The organism is Paenibacillus baimaensis (assembly GCF_025567575.1).
In genome coordinates this window covers 51,087-68,839 of sequence record NZ_JAOQIO010000011.1, presented here as the reverse complement: position 1 = coordinate 68,839, position 17,753 = coordinate 51,087, and the positions used below count along the sequence as shown (strand labels likewise).

15 protein-coding genes are annotated in these 17,753 nt (G+C 47.2%); all 15 read right to left on the bottom strand.

Features of this window, described 5'->3' with window-relative positions; genetic code table 11:
• Nucleotides 1-87: 87 nt before the first annotated feature.
• Entirely contained in the window at nt 88-942 is an 855-nt protein-coding gene (locus OB236_RS05790; RefSeq protein WP_262683167.1) for a carbohydrate ABC transporter permease, read from the bottom strand.
• A gap of 3 nt (nt 943-945) precedes the next feature.
• Nucleotides 946-1,866 (bottom strand): carbohydrate ABC transporter permease, encoded by a 921-nt coding sequence (locus OB236_RS05785; RefSeq protein WP_076230427.1) that lies wholly within the window; start codon nt 1,864-1,866, stop codon nt 946-948.
• 120 nt (nt 1,867-1,986) lie between these two features.
• Nucleotides 1,987-3,336: an ABC transporter substrate-binding protein gene (locus OB236_RS05780; protein WP_262683166.1), complete on the bottom strand. Its 1,350-nt coding sequence runs from the start codon at nt 3,334-3,336 to the stop codon at nt 1,987-1,989.
• 38 nt (nt 3,337-3,374) lie between these two features.
• Entirely contained in the window at nt 3,375-4,559 is a 1,185-nt protein-coding gene (locus OB236_RS05775) for an acyl-CoA dehydrogenase family protein (protein WP_262683165.1), read from the bottom strand.
• 169 nt (nt 4,560-4,728) lie between these two features.
• Entirely contained in the window at nt 4,729-6,288 is a 1,560-nt protein-coding gene (locus tag OB236_RS05770; RefSeq protein WP_262683164.1) for a response regulator, read from the bottom strand.
• Between the two features lie 19 nt (nt 6,289-6,307).
• Complete coding sequence (locus OB236_RS05765) at nt 6,308-8,035, bottom strand: sensor histidine kinase (RefSeq protein WP_262683163.1); 1,728 nt, start codon at nt 8,033-8,035, stop codon at nt 6,308-6,310.
• Between the two features lie 13 nt (nt 8,036-8,048).
• Nucleotides 8,049-8,621, bottom strand: a complete 573-nt coding sequence (locus OB236_RS05760) for a xanthine phosphoribosyltransferase (RefSeq protein WP_262683162.1) — start codon at nt 8,619-8,621, stop codon at nt 8,049-8,051.
• Complete coding sequence (locus OB236_RS05755; RefSeq protein ID WP_262683161.1) at nt 8,618-8,752, bottom strand: hypothetical protein; 135 nt, start codon at nt 8,750-8,752, stop codon at nt 8,618-8,620. The genes OB236_RS05760 and OB236_RS05755 overlap by 4 nt, the downstream gene beginning before the upstream one ends.
• 215 nt (nt 8,753-8,967) lie before the next feature.
• Nucleotides 8,968-10,056, bottom strand: a complete 1,089-nt coding sequence (locus tag OB236_RS05750; RefSeq protein WP_262683160.1) for a sialidase family protein — start codon at nt 10,054-10,056, stop codon at nt 8,968-8,970.
• A gap of 72 nt (nt 10,057-10,128) precedes the next feature.
• Nucleotides 10,129-11,769, bottom strand: coding sequence for an extracellular solute-binding protein (locus tag OB236_RS05745; RefSeq protein WP_262683159.1), 1,641 nt, complete (start codon nt 11,767-11,769; stop codon nt 10,129-10,131).
• A 52-nt stretch (nt 11,770-11,821) separates the two neighbouring features.
• The gene (locus OB236_RS05740; RefSeq protein WP_076230435.1) at nt 11,822-12,697 is read right to left on the bottom strand and encodes a carbohydrate ABC transporter permease; all 876 of its coding nucleotides are present in this window, start codon (nt 12,695-12,697) and stop codon (nt 11,822-11,824) included.
• Nucleotides 12,698-12,718: 21 nt separating this feature from the next.
• Nucleotides 12,719-13,666 carry an ABC transporter permease gene (locus OB236_RS05735; protein ID WP_076230436.1) on the bottom strand — a complete coding sequence of 316 codons (948 nt, stop codon included), beginning with the start codon at nt 13,664-13,666 and terminating at the stop codon, nt 12,719-12,721.
• 30 nt (nt 13,667-13,696) lie between these two features.
• Nucleotides 13,697-14,494 (bottom strand): polysaccharide deacetylase family protein, encoded by a 798-nt coding sequence (locus OB236_RS05730; protein WP_262683158.1) that lies wholly within the window; start codon nt 14,492-14,494, stop codon nt 13,697-13,699.
• 249 nt (nt 14,495-14,743) lie between these two features.
• Nucleotides 14,744-17,032, bottom strand: a complete 2,289-nt coding sequence (locus OB236_RS05725) for a helix-turn-helix domain-containing protein (protein ID WP_262683157.1) — start codon at nt 17,030-17,032, stop codon at nt 14,744-14,746.
• Between the two features lie 181 nt (nt 17,033-17,213).
• The gene (locus OB236_RS05720) at nt 17,214-17,693 is read right to left on the bottom strand and encodes a YhcH/YjgK/YiaL family protein (protein WP_262683156.1); all 480 of its coding nucleotides are present in this window, start codon (nt 17,691-17,693) and stop codon (nt 17,214-17,216) included.
• Nucleotides 17,694-17,753: the final 60 nt, after the last annotated feature.

Sequence of the window (17,753 nt, the reverse complement as noted above, 5' to 3'; positions counted from 1 at the left end):
CGCATACGGCCTTACTGTACTCGGTCTTGCCTCTTAATAGACAAAGAACTGCCTTACCCGTCCGGGAATGTGCAGTTCTTTGTTTTTTTAGCCTTTTAATCCGGTTGTACTGATACCCTCGACAATATACTTTTGAAAGGCAATGAACACGGCCACAATCGGAAGCAGCGACAACACGGACATCGCGAACATCGCCCCCCAATCGGTTTGTGCCGTCGGGTCGGACATATTCTTGATAGCGAGCGATACCGTAGCCAGCTTCGGTGAATTGAGATACAGCAGCGGGCTGAAGAAGTCGTCCCAGGTCCAGTAAAATTTGAATATGGATACAGTGATGATCGGCGGGACGAGCAGCGGGACCAGGATCTGCATAAAGATTCGATACCTTCCGCAGCCATCGATCGTAGCCGATTCGTCCAGCTCCTTCGGAATGCCGCGCAGGAATTGAATGATCAGGAAAATAAAGAACGCCCCACCAAAAAAGGACGGCACAATGAGCGGCAGAAACGTATTAATCCAGTCTATTTTTTGAAAAAAGATATATTGGGGAATCGTCAATACCTCGGACGGCAGCATCATCGTCAGCATCATGCACGCAAACCAGAAGCGCGAGCCGCGAAACCGAATTCTGGCGAAGCCGTAGGCTACCATCGTTGAGGAAATGACGGTTCCGATCACGGAAAACAAGGTGATAATCAGCGAGTTTTTAAAAAATACGATAAATGAGGTGCCCGCAAACCCCTTGAAGCCATTGATATAGTTATTAAAATTAAAATGTGAGGGAAGCAGTTGGTGCGCATTGATGAAAATTTCCGAATTATCCTTGAGCGAGCTGGACAGCATCCACGCCAGCGGATAGATCATGATCAAAGCGAAGCCGAATACGAAGAGGTGCAGGATTACACTGCGCAGCCGTTGTAGTTGACGCTGTTGGCCCACCATCCTTTAGTCCCCCTTCGATTCGTAATAAACCCATTTTTTGGAGCTGGCAAACAGGATCGCCGTCAAAAAACCAATCGTCAGCAGCAGCACCCACGCCATCGCTGAGCCATAGCCCATTTCATAATAACGGAACGACTTTTCGTACAAATACAGCGCATAAAATAACGTCGTATCGAGCGGTCCTCCGCCGGTCACAATCATACCCTCGGTAAATACCTTGAAACCGTTGATGACACCCATCACCAAATTGAAAAAAATAACCGGAGTCAAGAGCGGCAGTGTAATGCGTTTGAATTTCTGCCAGCCCCCTGCCCCGTCCACCGTAGCTGCTTCATACAGCTCCGCTGGAACCTGCTTGAGACCAGCCAGAAAGATAAGCATTGATGATCCGAATTGCCATACGGACAAGAGTACCAGGGTCAGCAGCGCCGTGGACGGCTGGGTGATCCAGGATATTTTGGCCACAATACCGAATACTGCGGTCAGGAACGAATTGAAAGCTCCCGCAGCTCCGAACAGCTGCCGCCACATAACAGCAACAGCCACACTGCCCCCGATCAGGGTGGGCAAATAGTAGGCGGCTCTGAAAAATCCGAGCAGCTTCAGCTTCGTATTCAGCAGCATCGCGATCACCAATGCGAAGCACAGACGTAATGGTACAGCGACAAATACGAAAATCAGCGTTGCCTGGACTGATTTCCAATACCTCGGATCTGCGGTGAACATCTCTGTAAAATTATCGAAGCCCACCCACTCCGGTTCGGACAAAATATCATATTTCGTAAAGGCCAGATATAACGAGGCCAGAATAGGCAGCAGTGAGAACACAAGAAATCCGAACAGCCACGGAGATATAAACACATACCCCGATATGTTATCGGAACTCCACCAACGTTTTTTGGGTAGGACCTTCAACTTGTACACACCTCACTTTCCATTAGACATAAAGAGATAAGCTAACCGCGCTTATCTCTTCACGTTGTCGTGCATTTGCTCACTTTACCTATATGCTGCGGTTACCATCGCAGGCTTGTGCTTATCTGTTTATTTCTTTTTCGCCAAAATCGCATTCGCTTCTTTTCTGAATTTCTCCGCACCTTGCTTAGGCGTCGTTTTCTCGAAGAAGATTTCGTCACTGACGTTCTTAAACACTTTGCCTACTTCTACAGCAGCCGTCGGATCGGGAGGATCAATCAGGCTTGAATGCTTCTCAACAGTCGCGAGGTATTCGGCAACTCTCTTCTGTGTATCCGAGAAGGAGCTCTTCATGCCTTCAAGCACAGCCGGGTGATACGGCATTCCAAAATATGCATTTAACGATTTGGCAGCATCGATATTGTTCGTGAAAAATTCAATGAACAAGGCCGCTTCTTCAGGATGCTTGGAGCTTTTGGCAATGGAATGGAAGAACGAAGGCTTGATGTACATGCCTTTACCATCTCCAGAGCCCGGATACATCGCCATTCCTACTTTTTTCTTCAGCTGCGTTTCCATGATATCGACGTGGTTGCTCCAGTAGCTCAAGCTGCCGTAGGCCGCCTGTCCTTTAGGGAATGGACCATCCTCCAGGCCTCTCACTTCCAGCTCAACACCCAGCGGTGAGATCAGACCCTCCTTCTGCCAACGAAGCTGCTGCTCGAAGAAATCGACAAACACTTTATCGTCTTCATAGCCAAGTCCATCCTGGGCGGTGTTGTACATTTTCTTGCCTTGCTGTCTGAGCCATACGGCAAAATGGGTTTGGCTCATATGCGTATCGCCGTAAATGCCCAGCTTATCCTTGAACGTTCTCAAATCCTTCTCGTACTGCTCCCATGTGTAGTTAGGAGTAGGTGGTGTCACACCCGCTTTGGCAAAAACATCTGGATCATAAAAGGATACCAGTGCATTGTTTCCGATGTTAATTCCGTATACTTTATTGTTAAACTTGGCACCGTCGATATGGATCGGATTAACACCTTCCATGTTGATCGTTTTCTTCTGGATGTAGTCGTCCAAGGGCAGAAGCAAATTTTTATTCACATAGTTCGTGATCTTGGAGTAATCCATCCGCACTACGTCCGGCATGCTGTTGGAAGCAGCCTGCACGTTCAGCTTATCCCAATAGGCATCACCTGCGTAATATTCGGACTCGACCTTGATATGCGGATAGGCTTTTTGGAACAGCTCCACTACCGCATTGGTCTTATCAACCGTCAGCTGCGAGCCGGCCCAGTAGGTAATTCTCAAGGTTACAGGGTCTTTCTTGGCTGCTGAAGGTGTACTGGCCGCTGCGGGTTCTGCGGCTTTACCGCCAGCCGCCGGTGTGCTGGTTGCTGCTGGCTGCGAGCAGCCCGCAAGAGCTGCCAGGATCAGCAAGGTGGAGGTGAATTTAAGTTTCATCGATTTACGCATACATACACATCCCTTTTTTTATTGGTACATCTTGGACTCTAGCGTTCTTCGGTTAAGGCGCGCTGCGCCAGGTTGCGCAATACGACATCGTCCATCGGTGGATTGTGCAGACCAGCACGAACATCGCGGTACATTCGTTCCAAGGGCAGCCTGCGCGACAAGCTGGTTCCCCCGACAATCCGCATGGCCTGATCGACAATTCGCAAAGCATGATTCGTTGCGATGTACTTGGCTAATCCCAGATCCCGCTTCAAAGCAATTCGTCCTTCCGGATACCGGTCCCAACGGTCAGCTACCGTATACAGCAGCGTACGCGCCGTAATCAGGTCCGCTTCGATCTGCCCGATTTGCTGCTGAATATTCGGCAGCTCGGAGATCGGCCCCGGCAAGCTGTTCGGTCTGTAGCTGCGAGCAAACTGGATCGCAAAATCACGGGCTGCATGGGCGATGCCTATGTAGCAGGCGGGGATGTGCAGCAGCCAGCCGTTGCCATCGTCAATCCGCTTCTTGTCCGGTATTGAACCCGATCTGCTGATCAGCTTGTCGTCAGGGACGAACACATCCTGCAGAATCAGATCATGGCTGCCTGTTGCTCTCATGCCAAGCGTGTTCCATGTTTCCTCTATGTGGACCCCTGAAGTCTTGCGAACAAAAAACTCACCGACCTCATCCGTGTCCGCAATACTGGCAGATACGGTGAAGTATTCCAGGATCGGGCTTAAGGTACTGAACGTTTTCCGGCCAGTAATCAGCCAGCCGTCTGGAGTTTTGACTGCAGTCGTTTCGGGCTTTCCGCCTCTGCTTGGGCTGCCAGTCGCGCGCTCACTCGCAAAATGGTTGATCATGGCTCCGTTTTCTACGACCTCCCTGCAAAACCATTCATATAACGCTTCTGGCCAAGGGCGGGTATTCCGGTGTTGAAGCATCGTACCCATATGCCAGCCAACAGCCAACGCGGTTGAACCATCGCCGCGGGCTAATCGTTCCTGGGCCAGCACCAATTCATACAAGGAAATTTCGTCTCCTCCATACTGCTTGGGCACGGTCTGCTTCAAATATCCGGCCTGATGTAAGTCCGCAAAATTTTCAAATGGAAATGAGCCCTCTTCATCATGCTTAGGTGCTCTTTCGGCCAGCTTCACTGCCAGTTGGTCGGCTCGCTTGGCAATTTCCGCTTCCCGCTCATTGCGGATGAAGCTATCCGATACATTAGGTTTGGTCATCGTCAGTTCTGCTCCTCGCTCCTAAATCTTATGGGGATAGTAGGAATTAAATTAAGTTTACTCCCTTTACGTATAAAAAAGTATGTAAAAAACGGATACTTTTTTGTGAAAAACAGTGTTTATACAGGTGAAGACGAATAAGAAAGATGAGCATATTTCTGTCCGCTGCTTAGCGATTGAGCGTTTTTTTGAATTCCAGAGGGGATTGTCCCGTATGTCTTTTGAACACATTGCCAAAATATTGCTGGTCACTGCCAAATCCCGACTGCTCGGCGACCTCATACATTTTGATATCCGGTTTATCGGTAATTAGAGCTTTGGCTCGCTCGATTCTGAGCCTCGTAATATACGGGGAAAATTTATCTTTCATTTCTTTGCGAAATAATTTGCCCAAATAATCGGCATTCATAAAAAAGAAGTTTTTGGCCAGCCATTGCAGCGACAGCTGCTCGTTAGCCAAATGCTCCTGAATGAGCTGCGTCATCCGTGTCATCAGCATATGCTTTTTATCCGAGTAGGCCTCAAAATGCTCCTTGGCCGTGGCCAGAGAGAGCTTTTCAATATAATGGTGAATGTCATCAAGGGTAGACATGCTTAGGATCGGCACAATCTTTTTAAATGGCTCGTTCATTGGTGATAATAACGTCTCTCTGACAATTACGGTGATCAATTCAATGCACAAGCTGATCGCTACATTGATTTCTACACGAGCTTCATGCAAATGATCGAAGAAAGCCTGCAGCTCCTTGCGAACGTCGTCCGCTTCACCAATTTTCACAGCCAGCACGATAGAATCGTAGGCATAGCTTACCGTTTCTATCGAAGACAGTGGCGCGTGCATATCGAATTCGCTCGTAATAATCCCGTTTTCTCCGAGATAAAACTTATATTTCACATATTTTTGAACCTCTTTATACAGCTTGGCAATGTCCTCAATACGTCCTGAATCACTGATTGCCAATGTGACATTCAATGGATACATCTGCCGGAAAGCCTGCTGAATACGGCTTGTCAAAGCGACTGCAGCCGACAGCTCCCCGTCCTCTATCAGCACCAGCAGCTGGTTGCCGACAATCGTGCTCAACACAATCTGGCCGACTGCCCCCTGCTTCTCGGAAATCGTCTTCAGTGTATACAGCTCGATATATTCAAAGCGGCCTTCCAGCTCAAATAAAAGCAGCCGAACCTGCTCATGCTCGAGCTGCAGCAGCAGCTTGTACTGCTCCATTTCCTGCTGTATATAGGTACGGTTCAACAGGCAATCCCGCAAAAACTGCTCCCGAACCTTGGGCATCGCTTCTGTTAACTGCCGCTGCATGGATGCAAGCAGATCGCCCTGCTTTTGCTGATCTTCCATTTCCTGGATTACCTCACGTAATACGTGAATAATCTCCTGTTCATTGCACGGCTTCAGCAGGTAATGCTTAACACCGTACTGCATCGCTTGCGTTGCAAATTCAAATTCACCATACCCCGACAGTACGATAAAAAGAGTATCCGGCAGCTGTGTCTTCACACGCTTAATAAGCTCGAGTCCGTTCAGCTTGGGCATCTTGATATCGGTAATGACCAGATTCGGCCGCAGTCGAATAATTTCCTCATAGGCTTGAATACCGTCTGGTGCGGACCCGATAAACTTGAGACCTAATTCCGGCCAAGGGATCAGCATCGCGATGCCTTCTCTGATCACCCGCTCATCATCTGCTAAATACACCGTGAATTCACTCATACGTCCACCTCATTAAGGATTAGATTGGGATATCGGTCAGATAAGGGATGGTTATAGAGATGATCGTCCCCTGCTCGGGTCCGGTCTCGATTTCAACACCATTGCTGTCGCCAAACAATATTTTGAGACGCTGGTCAATGCTGTGCAAGCCTATCCCTGTGCCTGCAGCAGTCGTTTCATTGTGCTTTAACTTTTCCAAATATTCCGTATCCATACCGGGTCCCGTATCCTGAATCGTCAGGACGAGACGATCTGGAAGCTCTCGCTTTTCAGCGTGAATCGTAATATCACATTGGTCCGTCGCAGCCTCGATCCCGTATTTGATACAATTTTCAACGATGGGCTGCAAAATCAGACTTGGTATATAGAGGGCATACAGCTGCGACGAAATTTCAATACGGCAGGCCAATCGCTCCTCAAAGCGAAATTGCTGGATGTGGATGTAATTATTCAGATTCGCTATTTCTTCCTGCAGCGTCACAAATTCCTTCTTGCTCACTGCTGCCCTCATCATATCCCCAAGCGCTTTGACCATACCGGATATCTCCGGTTGTCCATTCATTTTGGCCAGCCAATTGATCGATTCCAGCGTGTTATACAAAAAATGCGGATTCACCTGAGCCTTCAAGGTTTCGTATTCCGCTTCCTTCAGCATAATTTGCTTGATATAGTTCTCGTTGATCAGCTTATCCAGCTTCTCGGTCATTTTATCGAAATTATGGTTCAGCAGGCCAACCTCATCTCGGTTTACCGGAAATTCTGCCTTATCAATGGCAAACTGCCCCTTTTCCACATTCACCATTTTCTGGGTCAAAGCTTCAAGCGGCTTCGTAATGCTTTTCGAAAATCGCAGACCACTCCACAGCAGCAGCAGCAAGGTGACAGCATACAAGACGAGCAGCACCGTTTTCATGATCATGACATTTTTGAAAATCGAGCCGTACGGAATCAGGTGGATAAAGGTCCAGCCGGTATAACCGAGTGTAAACTGCGCGGCCAGATAAGAATTGTTGTCGATCGTAATGACGCTGTAATCTTTCGATTTATCTATAGGCAGGTCAGACAGCTTCAATTGGGTGTTGCCGGGATATATAATGTCGTTACCCGATACGATCATCAGCGAGGAATCGTAGGTTGTACTTTTTTCCGCTGCGGAGCCATAGATGGCCTTGTCAGCCTGAATACGAATGAACAAGGTGCCCAGTGACTGCAAATTCAATTCGGGAATTTCTCTAATATCACGCACCGAAAAAAAAGCATCCTCCTGCAGCCTGCCGCCAACCCATATACTGGCCCCTTCCTGCGCATAAGCCAGCTCCCGAATTTCATCCATATTCGCATAGTTCATACGATCCACGTTGACCCCAACACTATGTGAATTGGAATTTCTGTCGATGATCACAATGGACGATACCGAATAATCGTACAAATGGAAGGTTAACAGCTTTTGCTTCAATTTATTGGCCGCATCGAACGCTTCGTACGTATCCGGTTCGGTCTTGATCACCTTCAAATACCGCTGCACGTCGGAATCCGCCATCACAGACAGCGACAACTTATCAATTTCCTTGAATTTCTCTTCAATCCGCTGCGAAAATAAATGGAACTTATCGACCGTTTCCCGATAAATAAGCTGTTCGTACAACGTTTGCGACTGCTGAACAAACAGCCATCCAAGGAGACTTGTCAGAAGTGCCCCGAGCGATATGAATATAAACAGCTTATGCTTGATTTTTAAATTTCTCATTCATCCACCACGTTTAAGGTAAAAACGTCACTTTCTGTTCACCGAGCGAAGCAATGCGGGCCAACGACTCAACGCGATATCCGGCTTCCTTCAGCCTGCGGGCACCGTCCTGGAAGGATTTCTCGATCACGATACCGACACCCGCAACCGTCGCTCCTGCCGACTCAATGATCCGTGCCATTCCAAAGGTCGCTTCGCCATAGGCCAAAAAGTCATCAATAATCAATATGCGCTCACCTGGCGCCAAAAATTTACGGGAAATCGTAATTTCATTATGCACCTGCTTGGTAAAGGAGTACACGGTCTCCACATAAAGATCGTCCTTAAGTGTTAATGATTTATGCTTGCGCGCAAATACCAAAGGCACCTGCAGCGTCAAGGCAGTCATGACTGCGGGCGCGATACCGGACGATTCCAGCGTAAGTACCTTGTCGAACGTAACCCCTTCAAATCGCCTTACAAATTCCTGACCGACCTCCAGCATGAGCTGCGGATCGACCATATGGTTCAGAAACGAATCTACCTTTAATACTTGATCGCTCAGTACGATGCCATCCTGTCTGATCTTATCCTGCAATGCTTTCATTCGTCGGATGCCCCCTCTTGTTCATGAATTTCGCTGTGCTGAATGCGTCTTGTTACCTCTATAGAAATTTGCTTTTGCAAAAGTCCCGTTTGATCTATTTTCAACATTTCACTCGAATATTCGACATTCATGCATATATTCCTGCTATGATCCGCGAAGCTCTATACCGTGACCACCAGGCTTCATCTAAACGAAAAATAGTAAATAGGCGAATAAGAGGGATAGCCGTGTACACGCCATCTCTCTTATTCGCCTTGTCATGCATGCTTTCGCTTCAAGGAGTCCGCTCCGGCTTGGATCTTGTAGCAGCACATCGTATGTTCAGTTTCTATGTGTATCGGTAAGGTTAACTACGATAAAACCATTGCCAGTCGATAGCCGCCAGGCACAGGTCCATATCTGTCCGTTTGAAGGGGAGCGATCTATCCACCTCTAAGATTTGCGGGTCTTCCACTTTCGTGTAGGTTAAGAGTGCTGCACCCGACCTCGTAAACGTACAGTTCAAATTCATGAATTCATAGGGTCCCGTTTCGATATTCCCCGCCTTGCGCCAGGTGGCTCCTCCGTCCTGCGAGCATGCCGCGGATAAAGGAGTCCGCAGCCCATAATGATGTCTTGTCGGGTCATAGTCGCTATCATTATAGAACAAGACCAAATCGCCAGTAGCAGGGATGACTCTCAGGCAGGTGCACGATTCGGGTGCTTTCAAGCCCGAGGTCTGGGGAAGCGACCAAGTCTCGCCCTGATCGTCCGAATATGATAAGAAGACGGCCCCCAGTTGGGTTCGCAGCGACATAATAAGCTTGCCGGAGCTGAGCTCTGCTACAGACGCCTCCATGGCGCCCCGCATGGGCAGATCCACCGTACCACTTGCCCGCCGCCACCGTTGTCCCCCATCATCACTCAAATAACAGCTAACCGTATTATGCTGGCTGCCTTGATGTCCCGTGCCATAATGGTAAGGCAGCAGCAAACGACCGGATGCCAGCACATTCAGCTGATTAGCACCTCCCTGCAGCCACTGGCCCTCACTTCTCTCCCAAATACTCGTACCTTCGGTCCATGTCAGACCTTCATCTGCGGACCGGAACACACACAAGGTCGAGCTGATGCCTCCCTGATGTCCACGGAGGCAGTGCAGCAGCAGCTCACCGGAGGTGAGCCGGGATAAACCCGGTGCCTGCACGTTGTTGTCTCCTGGTACAGTGGGTACCAGCAGAGCTTCATTCTCCCACGTCCTGCCACCATCCTTGGAGTATTTGGCGTATATGTGGCACAGTCCGAAATCGCTGCCACCTTCAGGGCCCGCCTCGTATTTGTGCCAGACGGCAAGCAAGCGTCCGTCCGTTAGTTCCAGGATGCTCCCTGTATCGTTGCGAGGATTACCGATTCCGGATTCAGCCACCCGACTGTACTCCATGTGTCTTCCCGACATTGCTTGACCTCCAATATTGAATGATTGATGACCCGTAGGGTTGATTATTGTTCTTGTTTAATGGGTTGTTCATTAATTAAAACTTAGTACAAATTCATAATAGTCTTTGGTAAGGAACGCCTTTGTTTTATTGTCCTGGTACCATTTGGCGTACCATTCCTCGATTTTTTTGCCATTGTTGGTCTCCCATGCTTTTTTGGCATCGTCCAATGCCTTATCCAGGGAGGAGGAGTTTCCGGAGAGGATATACTTCGTCCAAATATCGCTTAATGTTTTGGTCAGGTTGTTATTCGATATTTGCAGCTCACCCGGTAGGGCTGGCATATGCTCGGGATGCGTAAGATCGGGCATTGGACGCTTAGGGTCCAAATATAGCTCATATGCTTGTTTAATATGATTATAGCCGTCTTTTTCAATGGGATCATTGATGTTTAAATTGGACTGTACTTGGCCGCAGGAGCCTTCAAGAATCGGTGAAAAGAGCATTGTATAGGATGGCGTGTATTTAATCTTCGGCGCTGTCTTGTCCTTGTCGATAAAGGCTTGGCAGCCGTTGGCGCCTTCCTTCCAGTCCTCACCCTTTAGCCCGTACTTTATTGTCTGGCCGGTTTCCTTCATCGCCATAAAATCAACGTATTTCATGACCGCTTCTGCATTTTTGGATTCGGCGTTAATCATTCCAGTGATTTGTACAGGATTAGCCAATATGGGGCTGAACTGCCCAAATTCGCTTGCCGGCAGCGCAATAACGGTTACTTCCGCCTTGGGATCAGCCTTCTTTAAAGCCTTATACGTATCAAAATCCGAAGTATTGCCGCTTGTGCTTCCCCACATCCCAATTTTACCGGCAATGATACCTTCTGCATCCAGACCCATATAGCCCGAGCCTTTTTTCGTTAAATAATCCTTGTCGATAAGTCCTTGATCGTACAATTGTTTTTTGAATGCGGCTGCTGCCTTGGCCCGGTCCCAATTGCGAACGAGCTGATCTTTCTCTAATGTCCAACCTACATTCCCGAACATACTGTCAAGGATCGCCTGAGAACGACCGCCCATATCATAAGCAATTGTATCCTTTTTGCCGTTCCCATCCAGGTCATTATCGCGAAATGCTGTTAATACGCGAAGCAGCTCATCAGTTGTTTGCGGCACAGGAAGATTCAGCTTATTTAACCAGTCTGTTCTGATCATGAGAACATTTTGCGGCCTGAGTCCATTGATTCGGCCAAATCCATACATCTTCCCGTCCGGCATCGTAGCCACTTTTTTCAGCGCAGGGTATTTCTGCAAAAGTGCCTTATACGTCGTACTGTACTTCTCAATGAGCTCATCAACAGGCATGATCAGCTTCTGATCATAGATTCGATTGCGAAAGCTCGCGTCGAATTCCTGAATGAGGTCAGGCGCAGAGCCAGAGGCAAACAACGTATTGAATTTCTGGACCGATTCCGTCCGCGGTATAGAGATCACTTTGATCTTGGCCGGACCGTTCTGGGACATCCAGTCGACCCAACGATTTTTCTCAATCGTTCCCTCATCGGGAGGCGTACTTCCATTCTCATATGCGGAAATCGTAATTTCTGGTTTGGCGGCTGCTCCACCTGATGATGCCTTGTCCGATGGTGAATTTGAGCACCCTCCAATAGCCAGTGCCAAGACGCTCCCCCCGACTCCTAGAAGCTTGATCATTTGCTTTCTTTGTATAAATGACATATTTAGACCTCCTGTTTGGTTGGTAGTTTAATGTGAAGTCCACGCTCTGGATTTAACCCTTCACAGCACCGATTAAAACTCCCTTAACAAAATATTTTTGCAGAAAAGGGTACGCAATGATCATAGGCATCAGCATCACCATCATACCTGCCGATTTGATCGACTCAGGAGTCAGCAGTACCATGTCCTGCTCCTGCAAATTTTGCAGTTCATTCATCATGTTGGACTGGGCAACCATTTGCTGAATAAGCACAGAGAGATTGTACTTGCTCGAGTCCTGAATATAGATCAAAACATTCATGAAGGAATTCCAATGACTAACCCCATAAAATAAAGCCATGGTCGCCAGGACAGGTGTAGAAAGCGGAAGAATAATTTGGACCGCCAAGCGCCATTCTCCACAGCCATCCATGCGTGCCGCATCCACCAGCTCCTCAGGAATATTTTCAAAAAAAGACTTCATTATCAGCATATTGTAAGCACTAACTAATCCAGGAAGCCAAAGTGACCAATAAGAATTCAAGATGCCCAACGATTTAATTAATAAATAGGAGGGGATAAGTCCGCCTGAGAAAAGCATCGTGAAAATAATAAGCAGCGTCATCGGACGACGGCCGATAAAATTACTTCTCGACAGCGGATAAGCCGCCAGCACCGTGAAGATCATATTGAACGCAACCCCAACGAACGTAATAATCAGACTGTTCATAAAGGCTTCGGGAACACGTGTCCCCTTGAGCAGAGCCGCGTAGGAGCTTAACGTGAACTCTACAGGCAGGAAAGTTACCTTTCCAGCTAGTATCGCATGGTTGCTGCTTAAAGAAAGCGATAAAATATTAAACAATGGTAATAAAGCGCTTAGAGCCGCCAAGCCTAACAGGATCGCGTTGACCTGGTAAAATAATTTCTCGCCCCACGTAGGTTTCATAGCTGCCTCCCCAACCCCTGATCAAAATAATCCACGGTCAAATTTTCGCGCCAAAGCATTTGTAGACAACACCAGGATCAAGCCAATGACGGACTCGAACAAGCCCAGCGCTGCTGTTATACTGAATTGCCCGCCTTGCAGGCCAACCCGATAAATATAAGTTGAAAACACATCCGCCACATCGGAAACAGCAGCATTCGACAGCATATACACCTTGTCAAAACCCACATCGATCAGTTTGCCCATATGCAGGATTAACAGGATGATAATGGTTCCACGTATGCCAGGCAGCGTAATATGCCAGATTTGTTTCCATTTGCTGGCGCCGTCCATGGCAGCCGATTCATACAAATGGGGATCAATAGCCGATAATGCAGCCAAATAAATAATCGCGGAAAAACCGGCTTCCTGCCAAATTGCGGAACCAAAATAGATCATGAGCCAGGAAGACACCTGATATAGGAACGGATAAGCTTCCGTTTGCCCAAATACCGTCTTCAATACTTCATTCACGATCCCGTTTGACGCAAAAACCGTAACAATAATACCGGTAACGATCACCATCGATATAAAATGCGGCAAATAGACGAGAGTTTGCACCAGCTTTTTGTACCAAAGCCGACGCAGCTCGTTTAAGAGAACAGCCAGCATAATGGGAAAAGGAAAACCGATTACAAATCCCAGAATACTGAGCAATAGCGTGTTGCGAAAGATTCGAAAAAATTCCGGGCTCCTCCACAGCATCTCAAAATACGTTAAGCCTGCCCATGGACTGTGCAGCATCCCTTGGCGTAAATTGTAGTTCTCAAAAGCGATGATAATGCCGCCCATCGGTGCATATTTAAAAATAATGAAGTAGAGCAGCACGGGTACAAACATGCACCAAAGCGGAATGTTGGATTTCCATAAGCGTGTTTTTCTAAATCTGGCTAGTGATTGCAGCTTGGTTATACTGGATTCCGTTCTCACGGGTTTCCCTCCTTCTTACATGATTACACCTTACAGGTGTACCGTGTGACCGCCAGGAATCACGAAAGCCTCCCCTTCTACGCTGGCCCATACTGCAGTTGCTGACGGGTTATGAATGATGCGCCCGGATACCGAGCATTGAAGCTGTTGAAGCGCATGCAGATAAGCAATAATTTCAATGTTCGTAGCATACCAGATATCCGCTCGACCACCTGTGAGCTCCCCGAATTGCTCAACAAGCTCCCAATTATCGTCACGATCGTACTCATAGCTGTGGCCCCATACATAAAGAAGGCTCATTCGGGAATGCCTTGGTTCATACTGGATGAATTTCTCCCCATACTCCAGCATCTGCTTATGGTGGCAGGTCGGATTCCACAGTAGCGGGTTGGAAGGCAGACTGAATCCCCCATTGCCCCCGGTTGTCCGTGCGTAGTCCATGCCAAGGGCGGACAATAGCTGGACCACTTGCTCATTATAGCTGCCGAAGGGATAACTCATCCCTCTAACCGGGTGGCCCACCAGTTTCTCCAATGCAGAGCGGTCCTCCATAATCTCCATAATCAATCGCTCCTGCGGGATCAAATCAAGAAAAGGATGGCTTGCCGTATGGACAGATACCTCGTGTCCCTGATACAAAGATTGAATCTCTTCACTACGAATATAGCCCGGCCTTCCCAGCAAACCGGAGTTCAAATGAAAAGCACCTTTGAGACCATACCGGTTCATAAGCTCAACTAGTCGACGATCCTGTTCTCTTCCATCATCGTAGCTTAAGGTTAATGCCTTCGATTTCCCTCCATAAAATCGGTCGTATTTAATATTCATCACTATTCCTCCTGGATATCATCCCGTTTGGTGTACTCACCATATAATGATCGGACCCATGAGACAATATCCATCTTTTTTCTCGATAACAGCAATACAAACAGGCTTTGTTCCTGTCTTCCGAAGGCATACATGCAGCCTACTTCCGATGAACAAAGCCTGATTAACATTCCTTTACTGGATAAACCGCATTGCATATATGGACAATGAGAGGCGTCGGGAGAATACACATAGGATTAATTACACTTTTCAGGCTTCCGCCGATAGCCTTCTATATTCACCAGGGGTGAGCCCCGTTGTTTTTTTGAATACTCGAATAAAAGACATCGTGTATGTGTATCCAACCTGAACCGAAATGTCCTGCACAGCTTCTTGCGTATCCTTCAACAGCTGCTTCGCCTTTTCCATTCTGCTCACGACTATGTAATCGGTCACATTCATTCCGATCTCTTCTTTAAACGTCCGGCTTAAATAACTGGAATTGATTTGAAAAACTTCACCGAGCCTGGCAAGGGTCAAGTCTGGGTCTATATATTCCTTATCTATATGTTCCTTGATTCTATGCATTAAGGCTGTGTGTGACTTCTCATCCTTATGTTGTTTAATATCCTCGTAAGCTTCATTCAATTCACTGCAATAAAACTGCGATAGCTCTATTTCTGTTTCATGCGTATCCAGCCCCTCGTTTAACCGCAATAATCGTTTTTTCCAAATGGCTCTAAGCTCTGAAGAGACCTCGCTCATCTCCCGATCCATCGAAAATAACAGGAGCTGCAAAATGTGCTGTACATTCTCTTTGGCAGCATGGGCTTCTGTCGTCTGGTTGACAAAATCGAGCAGCTTCCTGGGCCATTCAGTGTCCCCTTGGCGAAAGGACTGCGCAATCATTTTCAAAACCTTTGGCTGCACAATCAATTCCTCTTCCGTTTCAGGAAGATCATTGAACCGGATTACCCGGTTTCTGCCGAATTTGAACTTCATTTTGATTGCTGCCAAAGCGCGCTCGTAGGAACCCGAAACCTCCCCCATGCTCTTGGCAGGCGAACCTATGCCAATGGTAACTGTAAAATCCAAATTGTCCTGAACCCATTGGGACAGCTTCCGAGATGTAGCCTCTACCTGCGAGGCCGACTCCCGCGATTGAAATAAAACGGCGAGTTGATGCCCTTCCACCCATTCTGCCCAGACTTGAATGCCATGCTCCTGAGAAACCTCATAACAGACATTTTCGACCACAAATCGTAATAGATACTGATCATGCTTATTATATAGCTCCACAAAATGCTCATAAGCATCAATTTCGACGACGATAACACAGGCTTGGCCCTGCTCCTCCAGCATATTTTTCACAATCTCATCGTTGCGGTCTACAAAATTCCCTTCAAGTAAATCCAGAAGCAGCTTTCGTTGACGCAGCTTCACATGTTCTTCTACGTGCCGTTGTTGATAGTCAAATCGATCAATGAGGTGGTCTAAAGCATGCTCAATATAATCAAACTCGCCCCGCTTGTCGCTACCGAGCAGCTGCAGGCTTTTTTCGGATTTATATTTCTCCAAGCGGCCCATCAAAGCTTCAACAGGCTTATAATTTCTTCGGGTAATCAAATATATCCAGTAGGCCCCTGCTGCGATGGCAGCAATCCAGAACGCAAAGTAACCATAATAAATCGCAGAGCTAAAACCATAGACCTCGGAATTATTAATGGAGCTGTGCAGGCTCCATCCCGTATAGCTAGATCTGATGGTAAAGGAATGTGTTTGATTCGCCAGTCGATCCTCCTGGGGCAGAGCTGCATCACGAACTGACGCGATCGTAGTATTATTTTTATCTACAAAGTCCAACAAGCTGTAGCTGGAATTAGCCATTTGATCAATCATCGATTGAATAGCATAAGGGCGGACATTCACAACAATCAGTCCAAGCTCACCCGAGATCGTCGGCACCTTGCTGGTCAACGTCAACACCTTGCGTGATATGGTTTCATTGGTCACTACATTGGTTTCCGTAACCTCTCGTAAATCCGACCACTTCGATTGCTGTTGGTTTTGCAGCAGCTTCGCCAAAAAATCCTTGTCCTGAAACTGCTCGATGGCTATTCTCTCATCTCTAGTCAGCACAATCTGATCGCGAAATCGATATAAATATAAGGAATCTATCAAGGGTGTGGCATGAATAATGTTACGGATTCGGTCACTCATTTCCAGGGAATCCAGATATTTATCCGTCTCCTTCGACAAGTCAAAAAATTTATCAAAAGCTACATTGTTGAGAATTTCCTTTAATATTAAATGATCGATAGACCGCAATGCATCATCTATGTTTTTCAGCATTTGGGTAGTTGCCACTTCGTTTACCCGCTTCGCTTCATTGCCAATAGTTAAACGGACACCCACAAAAGAAATAATGACGATGATCGAGGTAGCAATAAAAAACACTGGCAAATAGGAAAGAAGCAGCTGATAGTACCACTTCTTTCGAATCCTTTCTTCCTTTCCTTGCATGAACCTGTTCTTATTCGTTGTGCTTCGAATATTCACAATCCAATAACACTTCCTTTCGACGGCAAAAAGGAAGCCTCTTGTGGCTTCCCGCTCCCTATATCCCCATAATGGGCTCCAAGCTGATGGGCGCTGCTTTATTATATCACGAACGAGACAGCGGTTATTCCTATCGAAAACGGCTCTATAGCACGATAGAATCGAAGCTTCTTCATCCTTGCTACAAACCGAGTAGGGATTTATTAATTTTAATCACGACCTTTTTCAATTTAATCCCACCCAACCTTCCACAAACCGGACGGTGAAGATCATTCGGGAAATACACGACAAACATGCCAGGGGTCAAAGTAATCTCGTTCTCGCCAGCAACCTCGTCGTATAATTCGTAATCCTTGGATTCCAATTCATTTTCTACGGACCTATTGCCGCGCGATTGTCTGCCTACAATCTGCAGCTCTTCACCACCGCCAATTAAATATTGAACATCTATATATTTGGCGTGATGCTCTGATTTACGCTCCGCTCGTATAACCGTGACGGGTGCTTGCACCATGGCGTACATATCATCCCCCTGGATCGGATAAGTCCCAACCTCAGCGTTGTCCAGATCCGTCTCAATTAAATACTGAATCGCCTTTTGTAAAGCTGGATGATATGCGTGCTTTTCTTCTCCCCAATGCTCAAGGTCTCCCCAGATCATCTTCTTCACCTCTTATCTAATTTAGGAGCCACTAAAATGATACTCAACCCTATGATCGGC

What these genes read in the sequence shown, in the direction of transcription:
- OB236_RS05790 (WP_262683167.1), bottom strand. Translation starts at nt 942, where the DNA reads ATGGTGGGCCAACAGCGTCAACTACAACGGCTGCGCAGTGTAATCCTG.
- OB236_RS05745 (WP_262683159.1), bottom strand. Translation starts at nt 11,769, where the DNA reads ATGTCATTTATACAAAGAAAGCAAATGATCAAGCTTCTAGGAGTCGGG.
- OB236_RS05720 (WP_262683156.1), bottom strand. Translation starts at nt 17,693, where the DNA reads ATGATCTGGGGAGACCTTGAGCATTGGGGAGAAGAAAAGCACGCATAT.
- OB236_RS05755 (WP_262683161.1), bottom strand. Translation starts at nt 8,752, where the DNA reads ATGAATGTCGAATATTCGAGTGAAATGTTGAAAATAGATCAAACGGGA.
- OB236_RS05760 (WP_262683162.1), bottom strand. Translation starts at nt 8,621, where the DNA reads ATGAAAGCATTGCAGGATAAGATCAGACAGGATGGCATCGTACTGAGC.
- OB236_RS05740 (WP_076230435.1), bottom strand. Translation starts at nt 12,697, where the DNA reads ATGAAACCTACGTGGGGCGAGAAATTATTTTACCAGGTCAACGCGATC.
- OB236_RS05730 (WP_262683158.1), bottom strand. Translation starts at nt 14,494, where the DNA reads ATGAATATTAAATACGACCGATTTTATGGAGGGAAATCGAAGGCATTA.
- OB236_RS05765 (WP_262683163.1), bottom strand. Translation starts at nt 8,035, where the DNA reads ATGAGAAATTTAAAAATCAAGCATAAGCTGTTTATATTCATATCGCTC.
- OB236_RS05770 (WP_262683164.1), bottom strand. Translation starts at nt 6,288, where the DNA reads ATGAGTGAATTCACGGTGTATTTAGCAGATGATGAGCGGGTGATCAGA.
- OB236_RS05750 (WP_262683160.1), bottom strand. Translation starts at nt 10,056, where the DNA reads ATGTCGGGAAGACACATGGAGTACAGTCGGGTGGCTGAATCCGGAATC.
- OB236_RS05780 (WP_262683166.1), bottom strand. Translation starts at nt 3,336, where the DNA reads ATGCGTAAATCGATGAAACTTAAATTCACCTCCACCTTGCTGATCCTG.
- OB236_RS05775 (WP_262683165.1), bottom strand. Translation starts at nt 4,559, where the DNA reads ATGACCAAACCTAATGTATCGGATAGCTTCATCCGCAATGAGCGGGAA.